The organism is Mycetocola tolaasinivorans (assembly GCF_003667565.1).
Taxonomy (GTDB): Bacteria; Actinomycetota; Actinomycetes; order Actinomycetales; family Microbacteriaceae; genus Mycetocola; species Mycetocola tolaasinivorans.
Genome location: NZ_RCUX01000004.1, coordinates 209,301 through 227,615, shown reverse-complemented (window position 1 = coordinate 227,615; position 18,315 = coordinate 209,301). Strand labels below are relative to the sequence as shown.

At 67.9% G+C, this 18,315-nt stretch carries 11 protein-coding genes; 2 read left to right on the top strand and 9 right to left on the bottom strand.

Annotation, left to right across the window (positions count from 1 at the left end):
* Nucleotides 1-10: 10 nt before the first annotated feature.
* From D9V32_RS06460 to D9V32_RS06435, 6 genes are all read right to left on the bottom strand, one after another.
* Complete coding sequence (locus tag D9V32_RS06460; RefSeq protein ID WP_121648075.1) at nucleotides 11-7,852, bottom strand: DUF7927 domain-containing protein; 7,842 nt, start codon at nucleotides 7,850-7,852, stop codon at nucleotides 11-13.
* A gap of 168 nt (nucleotides 7,853-8,020) precedes the next feature.
* Nucleotides 8,021-8,929: a cation diffusion facilitator family transporter gene (locus D9V32_RS06455; protein ID WP_121648074.1), complete on the bottom strand. Its 909-nt coding sequence runs from the start codon at nucleotides 8,927-8,929 to the stop codon at nucleotides 8,021-8,023.
* 93 nt (nucleotides 8,930-9,022) lie between these two features.
* Nucleotides 9,023-9,634: an RdgB/HAM1 family non-canonical purine NTP pyrophosphatase gene (gene rdgB, locus D9V32_RS06450; protein WP_121648073.1), complete on the bottom strand. Its 612-nt coding sequence runs from the start codon at nucleotides 9,632-9,634 to the stop codon at nucleotides 9,023-9,025.
* Nucleotides 9,631-10,374 carry a ribonuclease PH gene (rph, locus tag D9V32_RS06445; protein ID WP_121648072.1) on the bottom strand — a complete coding sequence of 248 codons (744 nt, stop codon included), beginning with the start codon at nucleotides 10,372-10,374 and terminating at the stop codon, nucleotides 9,631-9,633. Before rph ends, rdgB begins: the two co-directional genes overlap by 4 nt.
* Nucleotides 10,375-10,455: 81 nt before the next feature.
* The gene (gene murI / locus D9V32_RS06440) at nucleotides 10,456-11,310 is read right to left on the bottom strand and encodes a glutamate racemase (RefSeq protein WP_121648071.1); all 855 of its coding nucleotides are present in this window, start codon (nucleotides 11,308-11,310) and stop codon (nucleotides 10,456-10,458) included.
* A gap of 133 nt (nucleotides 11,311-11,443) precedes the next feature.
* Nucleotides 11,444-11,938 carry an aromatic ring-opening dioxygenase LigA gene (locus D9V32_RS06435; protein WP_121648070.1) on the bottom strand — a complete coding sequence of 165 codons (495 nt, stop codon included), beginning with the start codon at nucleotides 11,936-11,938 and terminating at the stop codon, nucleotides 11,444-11,446.
* 298 nt (nucleotides 11,939-12,236) lie between these two features.
* On the opposite strand from D9V32_RS06435, the gene D9V32_RS06430 reads away from it, so the two are divergent.
* On the top strand, nucleotides 12,237-13,547 hold the full coding sequence (locus tag D9V32_RS06430; protein WP_121648069.1) for a nicotinate phosphoribosyltransferase: 1,311 nt from the start codon (nucleotides 12,237-12,239) through the stop codon (nucleotides 13,545-13,547).
* Nucleotides 13,548-13,631: 84 nt separating this feature from the next.
* On the opposite strand, the gene D9V32_RS06425 is transcribed toward D9V32_RS06430, so the two are convergent.
* The 3 genes from D9V32_RS06425 to D9V32_RS16570 form a co-directional block, all read right to left on the bottom strand.
* Entirely contained in the window at nucleotides 13,632-13,922 is a 291-nt protein-coding gene (locus D9V32_RS06425) for a DUF3039 domain-containing protein (RefSeq protein ID WP_121648068.1), read from the bottom strand.
* Nucleotides 13,923-13,996: 74 nt separating this feature from the next.
* Nucleotides 13,997-15,538, bottom strand: a complete 1,542-nt coding sequence (locus tag D9V32_RS06420; protein ID WP_121648067.1) for an ABC transporter permease — start codon at nucleotides 15,536-15,538, stop codon at nucleotides 13,997-13,999.
* On the bottom strand, nucleotides 15,514-17,205 hold the full coding sequence (locus tag D9V32_RS16570) for an ATP-binding cassette domain-containing protein (protein ID WP_281272127.1): 1,692 nt from the start codon (nucleotides 17,203-17,205) through the stop codon (nucleotides 15,514-15,516). Before D9V32_RS16570 ends, D9V32_RS06420 begins: the two co-directional genes overlap by 25 nt.
* 336 nt (nucleotides 17,206-17,541) lie before the next feature.
* On the opposite strand from D9V32_RS16570, the gene D9V32_RS06405 reads away from it, so the two are divergent.
* Nucleotides 17,542-18,234 (top strand): phosphocholine cytidylyltransferase family protein, encoded by a 693-nt coding sequence (locus D9V32_RS06405; protein ID WP_121648065.1) that lies wholly within the window; start codon nucleotides 17,542-17,544, stop codon nucleotides 18,232-18,234.
* Nucleotides 18,235-18,315 lie beyond the last annotated feature (81 nt).

Below are 18,315 nucleotides of genomic sequence, written 5' to 3'. Positions count from 1 at the left end.
AGTGCCCGCCCTACCGGCTTTCGTCGCGACGGCCTCGGCGGTTCGCCCGCAGCAGGATGAACCCGGCGGCGAACAGGACCATCGCGAGGACCGCCGCGGTATCCGTGCCGGGGACGACGCCGGTCGCGCTCAGCCCGGGAGTCTGGGGCCCAGCACCGGGTGCGCCCGGGGTGCCGGGGCTGACCGGGATGCCGGGAAGACCCGGCTTTCCGGGAGTGCCCGGCGTAGTCGGCTCAGTCGGCGTAGTCGGCTCAGTCGGCGTAGTCGGCTCAGTCGGCTTACCCGGCTCAGTCGGCGTAGTCGGCTCGGTCGGCGTAGTCGGTTCGGTCGGCTTACCCGGCTCGGTCGGCTTACCCGGCTCAGTCGGCGTAGTCGGTTCGGTCGGCTTACCCGGCTCGCCGGGTTCCCCCGGAATGATCGGGCAGTCGCTCGCGGGGAACGATACGGTCTTCGTGGCGATCTTCCGATCGGCCGCGGTGACCCATCCGAACTGCGGAGAGATGAGGTATCCCGCCTCCGCGTGGGCCGTGATGACGATAGATTTTCCGGGCGCAAACTCACCGGTCACGTCGTACCAAACCCCGGGGGTCAGGAGCACCGTGAGGGTGGGCTTGACGTAGACTCCGGCGACACAGCCCGGCTCGGTGATAATCGGGTCACGCGGTGTCACGGGGATCCCCGTCCCCGGGCCGGTTCCGGGGTCCGTGCCGCCGTCCCCGGGGCCGCCCGTGCCGCCATCGCCCGGGCCGGTACCGCCGTCGCCGGGGGTACCGGGACCGCCCGGGTTCCGCGGGGTTACCGGGGTGCTGGTGCCGCAGCCCGGCGCAGCATCGTCGGCGGTGGTGCATGCGTTCGGGGCGGCGGAGCCGGAGCCCCACACGTGGTTGATCAGGCCGTCGCGCTGCGCCTGCTGATCCACCGCGGTGATCCGCACCCGATAGCGCAGCACGGCGCTCTCGCCCGGCTGCAGGGTGAACGCGGGGGTGGCGAGAATGGTGGAGCCTGCGGCGGGCGGATCCACCCGAATCGGGGCGGCCGTGCCGATCTGCAGGGTGATGTTGCCCTCGAGGCGCGCGGATCCCAGCACGCGGCGCAGATCGTCGCTGAGCACGATTCCGGTGATCGGTGCGGAGGACTCCGCGACACGGGCCCACACCTCATAGGTGACGAGGTCGCCCTCCGTCACCGCGGTCTTGCCCGGCAGCGGCACCCGATCGGCATCCAGCGCGGTCTTGGTGATGTTCCAGTTGCTCGTAGGCAGGCCCGCGCCGCCATCGCCTCCGGGGGTGGTCGGGGTGGTGGGCCCTCCCGAGCAGTCGGGGGCCTCGGGGAACGTCAGCGAGTAGCTGGCGCTCTGGCCGTCGGCGGCCATCGTCCATCCGGGTACGGTCACCAGGGAGTATCCGGGGATCATCCGCACGGTGATCGTGATGGTTTTACCCGCCGCCACCTGACCGGTGATCGTGTAGTACGCGCCGGGGGTGACCGGCAGGTTGATCCAGGGTGGCGCGGGGACGCCGTCGGTGCAGACGGGGTCGTGCGACCAGTCGGGGAATTCCGGGGTAACCGGGGTATCGGTGCCCGGGGTTCCGGGTTCCTCACCGCAGTGTGGTTCGGCGAGGGCGATGCTGAGGGTCGCGCTCAGGCGGTCGGCGCTGAGCGTCCAGCCCGTTGCCGGACGGAACGGATGCCCCTCGAGCGAGGTGGCGGTGATGGTGACGCTGCCGCCCGCCACCGGTTCACCGGTCATCTCGTAGCTCACTCCGGTGGTGGCCGGCAGACGCACCTCGGGAACGGAGAACCCGCCCTCGGGCAGGCAGACCGCGGCGGTTACCTCGGGGTGTGCGAGCGTGATTCGCTCGTCCACCACGTGCTGCACGGTGACGCACTCGGATTCGAGGTTCCACGGGGATGTATGAACGTCGCAGCGGGCGGGCGGGTGAATGCCCGTGCCGCGGATTTCGTTTCGGATCGTGGCCCCGTGCTGGCCCTCGCGCACGATGACCGCGTAGTCGAGGGTCGCGCTCTGGTCCCGCGCCAGATCAAACACCGGCGCCATGATCACGCCGTCCCGCACGGGTACGGCCTGGGCGGCACCTCCGGCGACGCGCAGCTCGGGCGTTCCACTCAGCTCGGTCGCGCCCTGAATACCGGCGAGGCGATCCGAAAGCACAATCCGCTCGGCGGTGTTGTCGGCGAGCCAGCGCGCGGTAATCCGGTAGTGAATGGTGTCGCCGCCGGTTACCTCGGCGTTTGCGGCGAGGGGTTCACCGTCGGCATCGAGGGCGGTCTTGCTGAGGGTCCAGGAGCTCAGGATCGGCGTGGACACGTCGGCGCACGCGCGGCCCTCACCGAGGTCGCCGTTTTCGGCGGGCTCCCCCGCGCAGGCGGTTCCGTGCAGCGTGAGATCGCCGGCACCCGCGGTGTGCGCGACCACGGCCGAGTATTCGATGGTGACGTGCTCCCCCGCGGGCAGCGCTCCCGTCCAGCGGATCTGGCCGCCCTCCACCGGCACGGTCACCGCGGCGGCATCGCCCACCCGCAGCTGGGCGGAGGTGATGTCGGCGGCGTCATCGAGGATGCCGCGCAGATCGTTCGTCACGGCGATCGGCGCGCGGTCGGACCACGAACCGGGGCCCGGGTTTTCGACAACCACCCGGTAGTCCAGGGTTTCTCCCCGTACGGCGCTGCCGGTAACCGGGACGCCGCCCCGGCTCACCGTGGTGGTGACCCGCGGGCCGGCCGGGGCAAGGTTCAGCTCAACCGCGCACGGATGCGTGCTCGGGCCGCAGGTGATCGGCGCGATATCGCCGATGCCGGGCACCTGAGCGGTACCCACGGCGAGGTCGCGCAGGGTCCCGTGACGCAGGTCTCGGGGCACCACGACGGAGTAGCTGAGCACGGCCGGGCGGTTGCCGGGCAGCTCAAACCGGGGCGTGACGACGCGGCCGTCGGTGAGGTCGAGCTCGGTGGCGGGGTCCGTGCCGATGCGCAGCTCCGGTGTGCCCTCGAGCTCGGCGATACCGAGGGTTTTCGAGGGGTCGGCGGCGATCTGAACGCCCTCCACCGGCCAGCCACCGATCGCCTCGGCGCGCACCGCGTAGGTGAGCTCATCGCCCGGATGGACGGCGGTGCCACTTTCCAGCTCGGTGCCGTGCTGGTCGGTCACGCTGAGGCTCATCCGCCAGTTTTCGCCGATGCCGATGCGCACCGCGTCGCAGGCCCGGAGGGTCGACTCGGCGAGCGCGGGGTTTCGGCTGTCGCCGCTCGCACAGGCCTCGCCGATGAGCATCCGCGGGGTTGTTCCGGCCGCGTCGGTGCCCTGACCTGCGCGCACCCGTAGGGTGATGGTCTGGGTGCCACCGGCCGGGAGCGCACCGGTCCAGTTCAGGGTCGAGCCGCTGATCGTTGCGCCGCCCGAGGGAACGCCCACGAGCACCGCGTCGTCGAGGATGTCGCGGAGATCCTCGCTGACGGTGAGCGGGTTTCCGGCCGCCCAGGAGGAGGGGGCGTTCCAGCCGCCGCCGCCCGGGTTCTTCACCGTGATGGTGAACTCCCCGGTTTCCCCCGCACGCAGCGGACGGGTGGGATTCGGGGTCTTGGTGAAGCCCTGCTTGATGGTGACCTCGGGATATACCTTCGACAGATCGTGCGACCAGTCCACGCATCCGCGGATGATCGACCCCGCGGGCAGCGCGATGTTTCCCGAGTCGCCGCTGACGCAGGCGTCGGCGGTAAGCTTCTGATCCCCGGTGAAGTGGTCGGTCACCTGCACGCGCGCCACGACGTACATCGTGGCCTTCGCGGCGAGGGTAAACGTGTGCTCAAACTTTCCGTCGGTTCCGGGCCCACCGATCTGCGGGCAGGGGCTGTTCTCCCAGGTGGAACCCCTCTGGCTGAGTTCCGCACACACGGTGGTGGCACCGCCGCGCATGCCCAGCAGGTTCGCATCGTCGAGCACCCCGCCGAGATCCTCGCGCAGGGTGAGGCGGCGATCGGCCGCCCAGTTACTCGGGGCCGTCCAGGCCGCGGTCGAGGGATTCGTGATGGTCAGGCCGTACTGCAGCACATCTCCCGGGCGAATCTCGCTCCCGGTGCTGCCGGACACCTTGCTCCACTGCTTGGCGACCGTCATCTCCGGATACACCGCGATGAAGGGCACCTCGGTGGTGATGCTCTGGTCGATGCGGCCGCCACCGGGCAGAGCGGGGTCTCCGGAGGCACCGGTGATCCGCACGATGCTGCGGAGGATCTGGTCGCCCGGCACATCGTTGCGGATGGTGCCACGCACGTTGAACGCGTAGGTGGCGCCCGGCGGGAGCGAGAACGTCGCGCCGAGGGTGCCCGCATCGGTGAGCGGACCGTAGTCCCGGCAGTAGTTCTGGTCGCCAAAGGCGGTGGTCGATTGACACATGTTGCCGGTCCCACCCTGGGATCCCAGGTAGGCGACGTCATCGAGGAATCCGGAGAGGTCCTGGCTGAGGGTCAGCCGTCGATCCTCGGCCCAGGCCGACGGGTCGGTCCACGGCGTCGCGCTCGTGTTGGTGACCCGCACCGCGATCTGCACGGTGTCGCCCGAGCGTAGCTGGGTGCCGGTGGATCCACCGGCCTTGTTGATGGCCTGCGTCATCGAGAGGGTCGGATACACGGGGGTGATCGGGCGCTCGGTCGTGACTTTGCGGGTGATGATCCCGTTCTCGGGGGCGTCCCGCTCGCCGGAATTTCCGCTCACCGTCACCGTGCTCAGCAGGTTCCGGTTTCCCGGATAGGTGTTTTTGACGGTGCCGCGCAGGTTGATCGACTGGGTTGCCCCCGGATCGAGGGCAAACCGGGTGGTGAGTGTGCCCTGTGCGGAGACGGGGCCGAGGTCGCGACAGTAGTTGCCATCGCCGAAGGAGGTGGTCGAGAGGCAGTACTGCGAGGATCCCGACTGGGAACCGGAGTAGGACACGTCATCGAGGAAGTCGGAGATGTCCTGGGTCAGGGTGAGCTGGCGATCCTCCGCCCAGGGTTGCGGCGCGGTCCACGGGGTCGAGCCCGGGTTTTTGACGCGCACGGCGATCTGCACCGCATCACCCGGGCGAATCTCGGCACCGGGCGATCCCCCCTGGGGATCCTTACTGATGGTCTGGGTGACCTCGAGGCGAGGGTAGATCCGCTCGAACGGCACGGTCGTGTCGCGGCTGAGGGTGATCCGCCCGCCGTCGGGCAGCGCGGGGTTGGCCGATTCGCCGCTCACGCTGGCCAGCGCGGTCAGCTTCTGATCACCGGGGTAGCTATTGCGGATCACACCGCGCACGTTGAACGCCTGAGTCGCCCCGGCCTCCAGTGGGAACGTTGCGGTGAGCGCACCGTCCGGCCCGGGCATCGCGAGGGCGGGGCAATACGTGGTGTCCCAGCCGTTGGTGGGCTGGCAGTAGACGCTCACGCCCTGCTGGGCACCGCTCCAGACGAGATCGTCGAGGAACCCCGAGACGTCCTGCTTCCAGGTGAGCCGGCGATCCACCGCCCAGTCGGATCCGGCCGTCCACCCGGTCTTGCCGGTGTTCTTGACCCGCACCGCGAGCTGCACGGTGTCGCCGGGGCGCATATCCGTACCGGGGGAACCCGCGATCTTGGTGATCACCTGAGTGAGCTCCGCCTCGGGATATACCCGCTCAAACGACACGGAGGTGCGATCGGGCATCGAGATTGCCCCGCCGTTTTCGCGGCTGGGATCGAGCGGGTTGCCGGTGAGGCTCACGACCGAGGTGAGGTCCTGATCTCCCGTGTAATCGTTGCGAATCTTTCCGCGCACGTTGAACGCCTGGGTGGCTCCGGCATCCAGCGCGAAGGTGGTCGACAGCCCCTGGCCCGCGGCGGGGACGGAGAGGGCGGGGCAGTAGAAGCTGTCCCAGGCGTTCGGTGCCTGGCAGTAGATGCTGACACCCTGCTGCCCACCGCTCCAGACCACGTCGTCGAGGAACCCGGAGAGATCCTGAGTGAGGGTCAGGCGCTTATCGACGTACCAGGCATTAGCCGCCGTCCAGCCCGTCTTACCGGTGTTCGTGACCCGAACGGCGATCTGAACCGTGTCGCCGGGTCGCAGGGCGGTACCGGACGCACCGGCCACCTTGGTGATGGCCTGGGTCAGCTTCGCCTCCGGATACACTCGCTCAATACTCACCGAACGGGTATCCTCGCGCAGGATGCGGCCGCTATCAGGCAGGTCGGCGTTGCCGGGATCCCCCGTTACCCGGGCCGCCGATACGAGCTTCTGATCGCCGGGAAAATCGTTGCGAATCGTGCCGCGCACATTGAACGCATACGTCGCCCCGGGCTCCAGCGAGACCGTGGCGCTCATCACTCCGGAGGTGGGCTGGCTCACCATCGGGCAGTAGAAGCTGTCCCAGGCGTTGGCCGCCTGGCAGTAAATGCTGGTGCCATGCTGCGCGCCACCCCACACGACGTCATCGAGGAAGCCGGTAATGTCCTGGGAGATGGTCAGCCGCTTATCGGCTGACCAGGCGCTCGGGGCCGTCCACGCGGTTTTTCCGGTGTTCTTGACCCGCACCGCCATCTGCACGGTGTCGCCGGGCCGCAGGTCGGAGCCGGAGGCACCGCCCACCTTCGTGATCGTCTGCGAGAGCTCGGCCTCGGGGAACACCCGCTCGAGGGTGAGCGACAGGCCCTGCTCCCGGGTGATCGTGGAATCATCCGCGTCGCCGGAATCATTCGAGACGCCGGTATTCACGCTCGCGCGTGCGAGGGAGTCGAGACGCTGATCCCCGGTGAAGCGGTTCGAGGCGGTAACCCGCACGCTGAGGTACTGGGTGGCCCCCGGGGCGAGGGCAAGCGAAACGCTCACCGTGCTGCCCGCGGCGGGCTTCGGCACGGGCGGGCAGTAGAAGGAGTCCCAGGAGGTGGGGGCCGAACAGTACACGCTGGCACCGGACTGGGCCGCGGTGAACTCCGCATCGTCCAGCACCCCGGCCAGATCGAGGCCGAGGTTCACCCGACGATCGGGCGACCAGGTACTCGCACCCACGTAGGCGAAGTCACCGGTGTTCTTGACGGCCACGTGCAGCTGCAGCACGTCTCCGGGCATGATCTGCGTGCCGCTGCTCCCGCTCACCTTCGCCCAGCGGTGGGTAACGCTGAGGTCGGCGGTGCCGCGGGTCAGTTCGAGGCCGTTGGTGGTGCAGCGAGACACGGCCTCGGCGCTCGGATCCCCCGGCACGGCGCTCGCGCAGGCCGAGAGGCGCAGACGATCGTTTCCGCGGTGAAAGTCGTCGGCCTGCGCGGTGAAGGTCAGCACCTGGGATTTTCCCACGGCGAGCTCCCCAGACCAGGTGAGGGTCGGCTCGGAGCCCTGCTGGGAGAAGGCACCCTTTGATACCAGGCGGGCGTCATCGAGGAGGTCGCCGAGGTCCACGCTCACGCGCGCGGGGCTGGTCTTTGTCCAGGCGTTCTTGCCCGGGTTGCTCACCGTCACCGTATAGGTGATGGTGTCGCCCGGGCGCAGCGGGCCGGCCGGGTTGGGCGTCTTCGCGGTGGTGATCCCGACCCCGAGATCCCAGTCCCCCGGCAGCGCCATGGTTGCGAGCATCATCGTCTGGAGCGCGCGAACCTGCGGGGTCGCCGCCTCGGCCGCTGCGCTCTGAATCCCCGCGCTCCGAGACTCTGCGCCCGAAACGTCTGCGGCCAAAACCTCTGCCGGCCGCTGTTCGGCGGAAGCACCGTCCGGTGCGAGGGCAGAGAGGCCGATCGCGAGAGCGGCAAACGAGAGGAGCCCGAGCCCCAGGACGAGTCGTCCGAGAACGCGTCGGGGTCGGGTACGGGACGGACGCGGGCGCGCGGCATGCTTGGGCATTGGGGGAGGTACTTTCGGGGTACACCCAGAACCTGGGGAGTGTCATGGGTGAGCGCTAAGAAGATTCTCTGCTCATTCCCAGTCTACTGATTACGTGCCCCCAAAGGGTGCAGTAATCGCGGTGACCTCCGTACGTATGTGGCCCCAGTAGGCGGGGCGCACGCCCCGCTACACGTGCACCTCGCGCTCGTGCTCGGCGTGACGCACGGGTTCGAGCTGGAAGGTGGAGTGCTCGACATCGAAGTGATCGTGCAGGCAGTCGGAGAGGTGATCGAGCATCTTTCCGGCGTCTCCGCGATCGAACACGGCGTCCTCCACCACCACGTGGGCGGTAAAGACGTGCTCCCCCGAGGTGATCGACCACAGGTGCACGTCGTGCACCTCCACAACCCCCTCGGTCTTGGCGATGTGTACGCGCACCTCCTCGACCGACATTTCGGTGGGGGTGGACTCGTTGAGCACCCGCCACACGTCGCGCAGCAGCAGGAATGCGCGCGGGATGATGAACGCGGCAATAGCGAGCGAGACGATGGCATCGGCCGGTGCCCACTGGGTAAACAGGATGATGATGGCGGCCACGATGACCGCGACCGAGCCCAGCATGTCCCCAAACACCTCGAGGTACGCGCCGCGCATGTTGATCGACGTCTTCGCGCCCGAGCGCAGCAGCAGCATCGCCGCGACATTGGCGCCGAGGCCCACGATCGCGACGATCAGCATCGGGATCGGCAGGATCTCTGCCTCGCCGGGGTCGGTCAGCCGCTTGATCGCCTCGATTGTAATGAACACCGAAACGCCGCAGAGGATGAGGCCATTGATCAGCGCACCAAATACCTCGGTGCGCCGGTACCCGTAGGTCGCCTTGGCCGTGGCCGGACGCGTCGCGAGGATCATCGCGCTCAGGGCGATGATGAGGCCGATGAGGTCGCTCAGCATGTGGCCGGCGTCCGCCAGCAGCGCGAGCGAGCCGCTAATAATGCCACCGATCACCTCGGCGATGAACACCGTGCCGATGATCGTGATGGCCGCCAGGAGGCGTTTCCTGGACGTGTGTGCGGGAGCGTGATCGTGTGCCATAACTCCACGGTACAAAGCCCCGCAAGAAAGGGCCAGGGGGACACCCTAGATAGGAATGATAGCAGTTATCAATATCCCCCTGACCGGGACTTTCTAGGGTCCGGTGAGCGCCATCAGGACCGGAATTGCACGCTCGAAGGCGCGCGCACGGTGGCTCGCCTGGTTCTTCTGTTCCGGGGTGAGCTCGGCGGCGGAAACCTCAAACTCGGCGGGCAGGAAGATCGGGTCGTATCCGAAGCCGTGCTCGCCGCGGGGCTCGGTCGCGAGGGCTCCGGTCCAGATGCCCACCACCACGTCCTCGCTGGGCTCGGAGCCGTCCACCCCCGGGTTCACGATCGCGATGTTACAGACGAACTGTGCGGCTCGGTGCTCGGGCGCGATGTCCGAGAGCTGGGCCAGCAGGAGCTCGAGGTTTGCGCGGTCGTTTTTGCCCGGCCCCGCCCAGCGGGCCGAGAAGATACCAGGCGAGCCACCCAGGAGGTCAACGGCGATGCCACTGTCATCGGCGAGCGCGATCTTGCCGGTGTGGGCGGCGGCCGCGCGGGCCTTGATCAGCGCGTTGGCGGCGAAGCTCGTGCCGTCCTCGACCGGATCCGGGCCGTCATAGGCGACGATGTTGAGCCCGGGCAGGGCTCCGCCGATGACCTTCTGAAACTCGTCTACCTTGTGCTGGTTGTGGGTCGCAAGAACAACCTCGAGGCTCATCGAGTGCCGCCTTCGAGCGCGGTGAACTGGAACTCCTTGAGATCGGCGGAGGCACCAACCGCGAGATCCAGCAGCGCGTTCAGCTCGTCGCGGTCAAACGGTGCGCCCTCGGCGGTGCCCTGCACCTCGACGAAGCGGCCGTCGCCGGTCAGCACGACATTCATGTCGGTCTCGGCACGCACGTCCTCGACGTAGGCGAGATCGAGCATCGGAACACCATCGATGATACCCACCGAGACGGCGGCGACCGAGTCGGTCAGCGGCTGCGCCTTGGCGGCGATGTGCTTGCGCTCGCGCGCCCACTCGATGGCCTGCGCCAGTGCCACATAGGCACCGGTGATCGCGGCGGTACGGGTGCCACCGTCGGCCTGCAGCACATCGCAGTCGATCACGATGGTGTTTTCGCCGAGCGCCTTGGTGTCGATCACGGCGCGCAGGCTGCGGCCGATCAGGCGGGAGATCTCGTGGGTGCGGCCACCCACCTTGCCGCGGACGGCCTCGCGGTCGTTGCGGGAGTTCGTGGCGCGCGGCAGCATCGCGTACTCGGCGGTCACCCAGCCCTTGCCCTTACCGGTGAGCCAGCGCGGCACACCGGGGGTGAAGGAGGCGGTGCACAGCACCCGCGTGTTGCCGTAGCTGATCAGCGCGGATCCCTCGGCCTGGGGGCTCCAGCCGGGCTCAATGGTGATGGTGCGCAGCTGATCGGGGGTGCGGCCATCGGCGCGGGTGGTGTTGCTCACGCGGAGCTCCTTTGGGTTGGGGCAAGGAATTTGCCGGATCAAACGGTGGGGTGTTCGGGTGGGCGCGGGTGCGCCGAGAAACTAGGCGGGGTTCGAGGCTTCGCCCTTCAGGGCGCGCAGTTCACTGAGGTCGATCACGCCGGTCTGGACGAGATCCACGTGGTTGATTTCGCGGCCCACCAGACGGGTGGCGAGCTCAAGAAACTCGCTCTCGCTCTGCCCGGTGGCCTCGTAGTGGTGCTGGGGCGGGGTGATCGCGGTGCGCTCCTGCCCCATCGAAACCAGCTGACGGTAGACATCGTTGGCAGTTTCGGAGTCGCTCGAGACGAGCGTGACATCGGGGCCCATCACATAGCTGATCGCACCCTTGAGGAAGGGATAGTGCGTGCAGCCGAGCACCAGGGTGTCGACCCCGGCGTCACGAAGCGGCCCCAGATATTCCTCGGCCACCGCGAGAACCTCGGGTCCGGTCGTGATGCCGCTCTCGACGAACTCGACAAACTTCGGGCAGGCCTGGGTGAACAGGCTGAGTTCGGGAGCCGCGGCGAAGGCGTCCTGATAGGCGCGGGAGCGGATGGTGCCGGCGGTGCCGATCACACCCACCCGGTTATTGCGGGTCACCCGGACGGCGCTGCGCACCGCGGGCTGGATCACCTCGATAACCGGCACCGAGTAGCGTTCGCGGGCATCGCGCAGCACCGCAGAGGAGGCCGTATTGCAGGCGATAACGAGCATCTTGACGCCCTTTGCAACCAGGTCGTCCATCACCTCGAGGGAGTATCGACGCACATCGGCGATCGGCTTCGGTCCGTAGGGCGAGTGCGCGGTGTCCCCGACGTAGAGGATCTCCTCCCGCGGCAGCTGGTCCTGGATGGCGCGGGCGACGGTGAGTCCCCCAACCCCGGAGTCAAAGATCCCAATTGGTGCATCATTCACGACTGACAGCCTACTACCGCGGGCTAAACAAGAGACCCCCACCCGCCGGGTGGGCGGGCGGGGGTGCCTGGGCTGTTGCCTCGTGATGGCGATGCCGGCGGGCCTCGTGGGCGCGGGCGTCGCGACTACGTCGCTATTCGGCGCGCGGGGCCTGGACCGCGGCAACCGCGGGGCGCCGACGCGGAGCGATGGTCAGAACGACCCAGCCCACGATGCCAAACAGGATGCCGGCGCCGATGGCGAAGGCAGAGACGCCGTAGGACACGACGGAGGTGAAGAGGGAGGTGCGCAGGAAGGAGGCGTTCATCACGGTGGCGCGACGAGGGTCGTCCTTTTCAAGCTCTGCGTAGGTCTTGCCATCGGACATGGCCTTCGCGTGGGTGCTGATGATGTCCGCCTGGGCGAGCGCGGAGAAGGGACCGGCGACATCGGCCCCACCGAGGAATGCCGCATCCTCGCTTACGGTGATGTTTTCGGCCTTCAGCTGGGTGGTCACGACGCCCCAGACCGTGCCGCCGGCAACGATCATCAGGACACCGGCGAGTAGGGCGATGATGCCCGCCCAGCGCAGCGCGGTGGCCTTGCCGGGGGTGATGCTCAGGGTGACGGGTGCGGTGCTTTCGGACATAACTGCTCCTCATTTTTTGGTTGATCGCGCTCGTGACGTGATCCTGACCTTGACCTGACGGCCAACATTCGCCCCCGTATAACTGCACGGGTGGGCGATGCTCACGGTGCGAGTACTTGCATGTTAACCAGGTAATGTCCTGTGTGTCCGGGATATGGCGCCCCCAGTATGAGGCTGGTGTCGCAAACGCCCGATATTCAACATTTGTTGCACATCCGCGCCCGGGTCCACGCGGTCGCGGACCAATTACGCCTCCTCCGTGCTGCGAAACGCCCCGCGAAGTGGCTAGGCTGGCGGGGTGAACACTTCAACCGCACTTCACACGGACCGCTACGAGCTCACCATGATCGATGCCGCCATGGCGCGCGGCACCGCCGAGGAGCACTGCCTGTTCGAGGTTTTCGCCCGCCGCCTCCCCGGGGCTCGCCGCTACGGTGTCGTCGCCGGAACGGGCCGCCTGCTGGAGCTGATTCGTGACTTCCGCTTCGGTGATGCCGAGCTTGAGTGGCTGCGCACCCACGATGTCGTGGGGCAGGACACCCTGGACTGGCTCGCAAACTACCGCTTCCGTGGAAACATCTGGGGCTACCGCGAGGGAGAGGTGTACTTCCCGAACTCCCCCATCCTCACGGTCGAGTCGAGCTTTGCCGAGGGTGTCATCCTGGAGACCCTGGTGCTGAGCGTGCTCAACTATGACAGCGCCGTCGCCAACGCCGCGACCCGCATGGTCACCGCGGCCATTGGCCGCCCGCTCGCCGAGATGGGCTCGCGCCGCGCCAACGAGGAGGCCGCCGTGGCCGCCGCCCGCGCCGCGTACATCGCCGGGTTCGGCGCCACCAGTAACCTCGAGGCTGGTCGCCGCTGGGGTATCCCCACGATGGGCACCGCCGCCCACGCCTTCACCCTCCTGCACGCGAGCGAGGAGGAGGCCTTCCGCGCACAGATTGAAAAGCTCGGCACCAACACCACCCTGCTGGTTGATACCTATGACGTGCGTGCCGGCGTCGAGACCGCGATCCGCGTGGCCGGCACCGAGCTGGGCGCCATTCGCCTCGACTCGGGCGATCTCCCAACCCTCGTGACCGAGGTGCGCGAGCAGCTGGACGCGCTCGGCGCGACCGGCACCAAGATCACCGTCACGAACGACCTCGATGAGCACGCCATCGCGGGCCTCGCAAACTCCCCGGTCGACAGCTATGGCGTGGGTACCTCGGTCGTGACCGGCTCGGGCTCCCCCGCCGCGAGCATGGTTTATAAGCTCGTGGCTCGCCGTGGTGCCGACGGTGCCTGGGTGCCGCTGGCCAAGAACTCCGAGGGTAAGGCCTCCATCGGCGGCAAGAAGACGCCGATGCGTCGCCTCAGCGCCTCCGGCCGGGCTAACCAGGAGCGCATCTACCTGGGCGAAACCACCCCGGCGCAAGACGTTACCGAGCGCGCCCTCAACGTGCCGCTCGTGGTGAACGGCGAGATCGAGGAGCTCTACCTCGGTGCCGCGGGCACCGCCCTGGCCCGCGAGCACCGCGTCGCCGCGGTGAGCGAACTGCCGGCCGCCGCGTTCCGTCTGGCGCGTGGCGATGCCGCGGTACCCACCGTGTTTATCGGTAACTAGGGTTCGCCGCACACACGAAGGCCCCGATTCCGCTGAGGCGGGATCGGGGCCTTCGAGTGTCAGCGCTCCTCGAGCGCGCAGCACTTACTTATCGCGCAGGCGCTCGTACACTTCCTTGCAGGAGGGGCACACCGGGAACTTTTCCGGGTCGCGGCCCGGGGTCCACTTCTTGCCGCACAGTGCGCGCACGGGCTTGCCGGTCATGGCCGACTCGAGGATCTTTTCCTTCTTCACGTAGTGCGAGAACCGCTCGTGATCACCGGGTTCGATGGCCTCCTCGTTGAGGAGCTTTTCAAGTTCGCGGTCGAGCAGGGCGGTGCCCCCGCCATCCGGCGTTCCGGTGGGGTCGGCGATGCTGAGATTCACGTCGGTCATACCGCCAGTTTACTGCGTGAGAGCTGCGGATGCGCGGTGAACCTCAATCGCCGCCGAACTCGGACACGAGTGGCCTAGTGAGTGGTGGCAAACTCCATGAGCTCGGCCGTATGGCGGTCGTAGTAGCGTGCACCCGCGAGGATCCCAAGGATCAGCACGATGACACCCACACCGAGTCCCGCGGCGAGCGCCCAGAGGGCCGCCTGGCTGGAGCCCAGCGCGGCCAGCACGCCGAGGGTGATCGCCGGTGCACTCAGTACGAGGGTTCCGATCAGGCTGACCGACTGCACCCGGGCTGAGTAGCCACCGCCGGCCTGGGGCTGCAGGAACGGGCTGTCCCCCGGCTGCACCGCGGGATACGGGGTACGGGCCGAGAAGTAGCTCGCGAGGCCGAGGCCGGTGAGCAGGAGTCCACCGGCCACGCCGATCAGGGCAGGAAGCATCTCGGGCACCCCGCCCAGCGAGACGCTCAGCGGTGCCCCGATCGCGATCAGGATCACGCCGAGTGCGAGCACCGGCAGAATCCGGCCGACGCGATCGGCCAGACCGGAGACCCCGGAGGTGATGTGCAGCCACAGCGCCGACGAGTCAAGCGCCAGGTCGTTATGCGGTGCCCAGGCTACAAACAGCAGGATGATGGGCAGTGGAAGCAGGCTCAGCACCGACCAGCTCACCCCGGCGATGCTGAGGGCGCTCACCGCCACGATCGGCACGACGGGCACGATCAGCAGGGAGGTGAGGTAGCGCGGATCGCGAATCCAGTAGGTCAGCGAACGCGCAGCCACCGCGGCGGTGGCCCCGGCGGGAACGCGGGCGAACCAGCCGAGCCTCAGCCCGCCGGCGTGCTCGGGCCGCCCGATCGAGGACGTCAACCGGACGCAGGCCACACCCCATGCCGCGGCCAGAATCACGATCGAGGCCAGCGTGATCGCGAGGCGGGCACCGAACGGCACGGCGGGGGCCGGATCTGCCAGCAGCCAGGCCGCGCCGAGCGGGGTCCAGGCCGCCACGTCGGCGATTGTTTCGAGGCGCGCGGGCGCGAGCAGTTCGAGGCAGACAATAGCGAGCGTCCCGGCACCGAGAATCGCACCGGTCAGCGTCCGCAGTGCGCGCCGAGACGAATCCCCCAGCCCGGCACCGAGGGCGCGGCCAAGCCGAACCTGCAGGACGCCGGTGATCGGAACCAGCACCGTGCCGAGCACCGCCGCCGCCGTTCCGCCGCCCGTCTCGCCGGCCAGGCCGAAGGAGACGATGCCGCCGAGGATCAGCAGCGCCAGCGCGGGCAGACCGAGCAGACTCGCGAGTGCAAGCGCGCCGGCGAGGGGCCAGGGCGCGATTCCAAACCCGGCGTAGGTACGCGGATCGAGCGTGGATTCGGGGGTGGAAACCAGCGGAACGAGGAAGCAGCCGAGCAGGATCAGCGCGCCGCCGGCACCCACCACGCCGCGCACCAGCAGCGGATCCGCGGTACCGTTCCCAAACGCCGCCCAGGCGACGAGCGCACAGGCCACCGCGAGCACACACACGAGCAGTACTCGGCGGGCGACCGCGCGCGGATCACCGCGCAGGGCGTTCAGGATCGTGTGGAGCCTCAGTCGGAGAAGCTGTGCAGCCATTCGAGGCCCTCCGCAGGATCGGTCGGGGTCGCGAGCTCGGCAAAGCGTTCGGCCAGGGTGCCGTCTCCGCGCACCTCGTCCACGGTGCCCTGGGCGAGAACCGTGCCACTCACGATGATGGAGACGTGGTCGCACACCCGCTCAATGAGGTCCATACCGTGGCTCGACAGCACCACGGTACCGCCGTGCTCCACGTAGTTTCGGAGCAGGGCGAGCAGCCGCTCGACCGACACCGGATCGACGGACTCGAAGGGTTCGTCAAGCACCAGCAGGCGCGGAGAGTGAATCAGTGCGGACGCGAGCGCAATCTTCTTTCGCATGCCCACCGAGTAGTCGGCCACGAGCCGACCGAGGGAATCCCCGAGGTCCATCGCCGCGGCGAGGTCCGTGATGCGGCCGCGCACGGTGGCCGCGGGCAGCCCGCGCAGGGTGCCCGAGTAGTGCAGGAGCTGCGCACCGGTGAGGCGGTCAAACAGGCGCAGGCGATCGGGCAGCGCGCCGATCTTGCGTTTTGCCCGCGCCGGATCCTGCCAGACGTCGATGCCGTTCACCAGGATCTCCCCGGCATCCGGACGCAACAGGCCCGAGATCATCGAGAGCGCGGTGGTTTTACCGGCACCGTTGGGACCCACGATCGCCGAGAACGTGCCGGTGGGCACGCGCAGGTCGAGACCGTCCACCGCGAGTGTTCCACCGAAGTGGCGGGTAAGCCCGCGCACCACGAGCACGTCGTCGTCGGCGGAGTCTTCGGCGGCGGTGCTGAGCGATTCTGCGGCCGCCGGCGCCGGCGCGGATGTGGTCCGTGCCGCCTTTTTCTTGGCGGTGGCCGCGGCCTTCCCGACCGGGGTCCGCAGCGCGCGCTCGGCGTCCGAGGCCGCACGCTCGGTGATCGCCGCGTCGGTCTCGGGCTCGGTGGGCTGGAGATCGGGAGCGTCGGCTTCGGTTGGTGCCGCGGAAATAACCGTGATCGAGGTGGCCGACGCAAGCTTTTCGGCGCGGGACCGCTCAGCGCTCCGCTCCACGTCTCCGGGCGCATCCGACGCGGGCGGTACGACAACCGGAGTTTCTACGGTCGGGTTTTCCGCAGCCGGCTTGTCGACGGGCTTCTTCGCCGCGGGCTTCTTCGCCGCGGGCTTCCTCGCCGCCGGAGCCTTTCGGACCGGTGCCTTCCTGACCGGGGTCTTGGCCGCCGGAGTCTTAGATGCGGGGGTTTTGGCTGCCGGTGCCTTGGCTGCCGGTGCCTTTGTTGCGGACGCCGTGACCGATGTTTTTGCCGCGGTGTTTTTGGCGGCCGGTTCCTTGGCCGCGGGAACCTTAGCCGCAGGAGTCTTCGCGGCAGGAGTCTTCGCGGCAGGAGTCTTCGCGGCAGGAGTCTTCGCGGCCGAAGCCTTGGCCGCAGACGTCTTGCCGGTCGGAGCCCTGTCGGCCGGGGTTTCGTCTCCGGGTGCGTCCGTCGCAGCAGCCGTCGCTGCAGCAGACTTCGCCGCGGGAGTCTTCGCCGCGGGCTTTCGCGCGGCCGGGCGGCGCGGGGCCGCGGTCTTGATCGCCGGTGCCTTCACCGCGGCGGCACGCGAGGCCGACGACGCGCCGTTATCCGCGGTCTCGTCCGGGGTCACCTCGGTCGCCCCGTCCGATTCCGGCCGTTTACCTGATTGTGCAGTTCCCACCGCGCACTCCCCCGTTTGTGTTCGCCACCGTTGCTCCCCGCAAACTCGCTTTCGCGAGCGCCACGGGTAGTCTGCACGCGGCCCGGCCCTTAAAAGCTATCAACCGTTATCCAACTATGTCGGACGTGTTACCGCGTGGCTCGACGCAAACCTGAGAGAATTCCGAGCGTCGTGTTACAAAACGGCAACGACCTTCCGCCCCGCGCCCCACTCGGGGAATGACCCGGCTAACGTAGTAACCGTGTGCATGACGGAGTGCGCTTTCAACATCTTTCCGGTGAACAACTGGCAAACCCGCCCACTCCGGATGCAACACCGCTCTGATAAGGAGTTAAATTGACCACTCAGGTAGTAATCCTCGCCGCGGGCATGGGCACGCGTCTCGGGCGCTCGCTGCCCAAGTCGCTCACCGAGCTGAACGACGGCCGCACCATCATGCAGCAGCAGTTCGACAACATCCACCACGCATTTGGCAAGAACGTCAAGATCACCGTGGTTGTCGGCTACAAGCTTGAGCACATCATCGAGGCATTCCCGGATGCCGATTTCGTCTTCAACGAGCAGTACGACCAGACCAACACCTCCAAGTCGCTCATGCGCGCCCTGGCCGCCTCCTCCAACGGTGGCGTGTTGTGGATGAACGGTGACGTCGTGTTCGACCCCGCCGTTCTCGTCCGCGCCGCCAAGGTTGTGGCCGCAGACTCCTCGTTTGTCACCGTCAACACCGACAAGGTCTCCGACGAAGAGGTCAAGTACACCGTGGGTGCCGAGGGCTACATCAAGCACCTCTCCAAGACCGTCACCGGCGGCCTGGGTGAGGCCGTGGGCATCAACTACGTCTCCTCCGCCGACAAGGCAGCACTGCTGCGTCAGCTCGGCCGCGTCGACGACCAGGACTACTTCGAGCGCGGCATTGAGCTCGCCATCGAACAGGACGGCATGCTCATCGAGCCGCTGAACATCTCCGATTTCTACGCCGTAGAGGTCGACTTCGCCGAGGATCTCGAGCGCGCAAACCTTTTCGTGTAGCCACCATCCGGCTTACGCGATAACCGAAAACACCCCGTGTCTTCGACCCTTGGCGGGTCGTCGTCACGGGGTGTTTGCCAT

Coding starts and splice junctions, on each gene's coding strand:
- D9V32_RS06425 (WP_121648068.1), bottom strand. CDS start 13,922: ATGACCGACGTGAATCTCAGCATCGCCGACCCCACCGGAACGCCGGAT.
- D9V32_RS06460 (WP_121648075.1), bottom strand. CDS start 7,852: ATGCCCAAGCATGCCGCGCGCCCGCGTCCGTCCCGTACCCGACCCCGA.
- rdgB (WP_121648073.1), bottom strand. CDS start 9,634: ATGAGCCTCGAGGTTGTTCTTGCGACCCACAACCAGCACAAGGTAGAC.
- D9V32_RS06420 (WP_121648067.1), bottom strand. CDS start 15,538: ATGGCTGCACAGCTTCTCCGACTGAGGCTCCACACGATCCTGAACGCC.
- D9V32_RS06455 (WP_121648074.1), bottom strand. CDS start 8,929: ATGGCACACGATCACGCTCCCGCACACACGTCCAGGAAACGCCTCCTG.
- D9V32_RS06435 (WP_121648070.1), bottom strand. CDS start 11,938: ATGTCCGAAAGCACCGCACCCGTCACCCTGAGCATCACCCCCGGCAAG.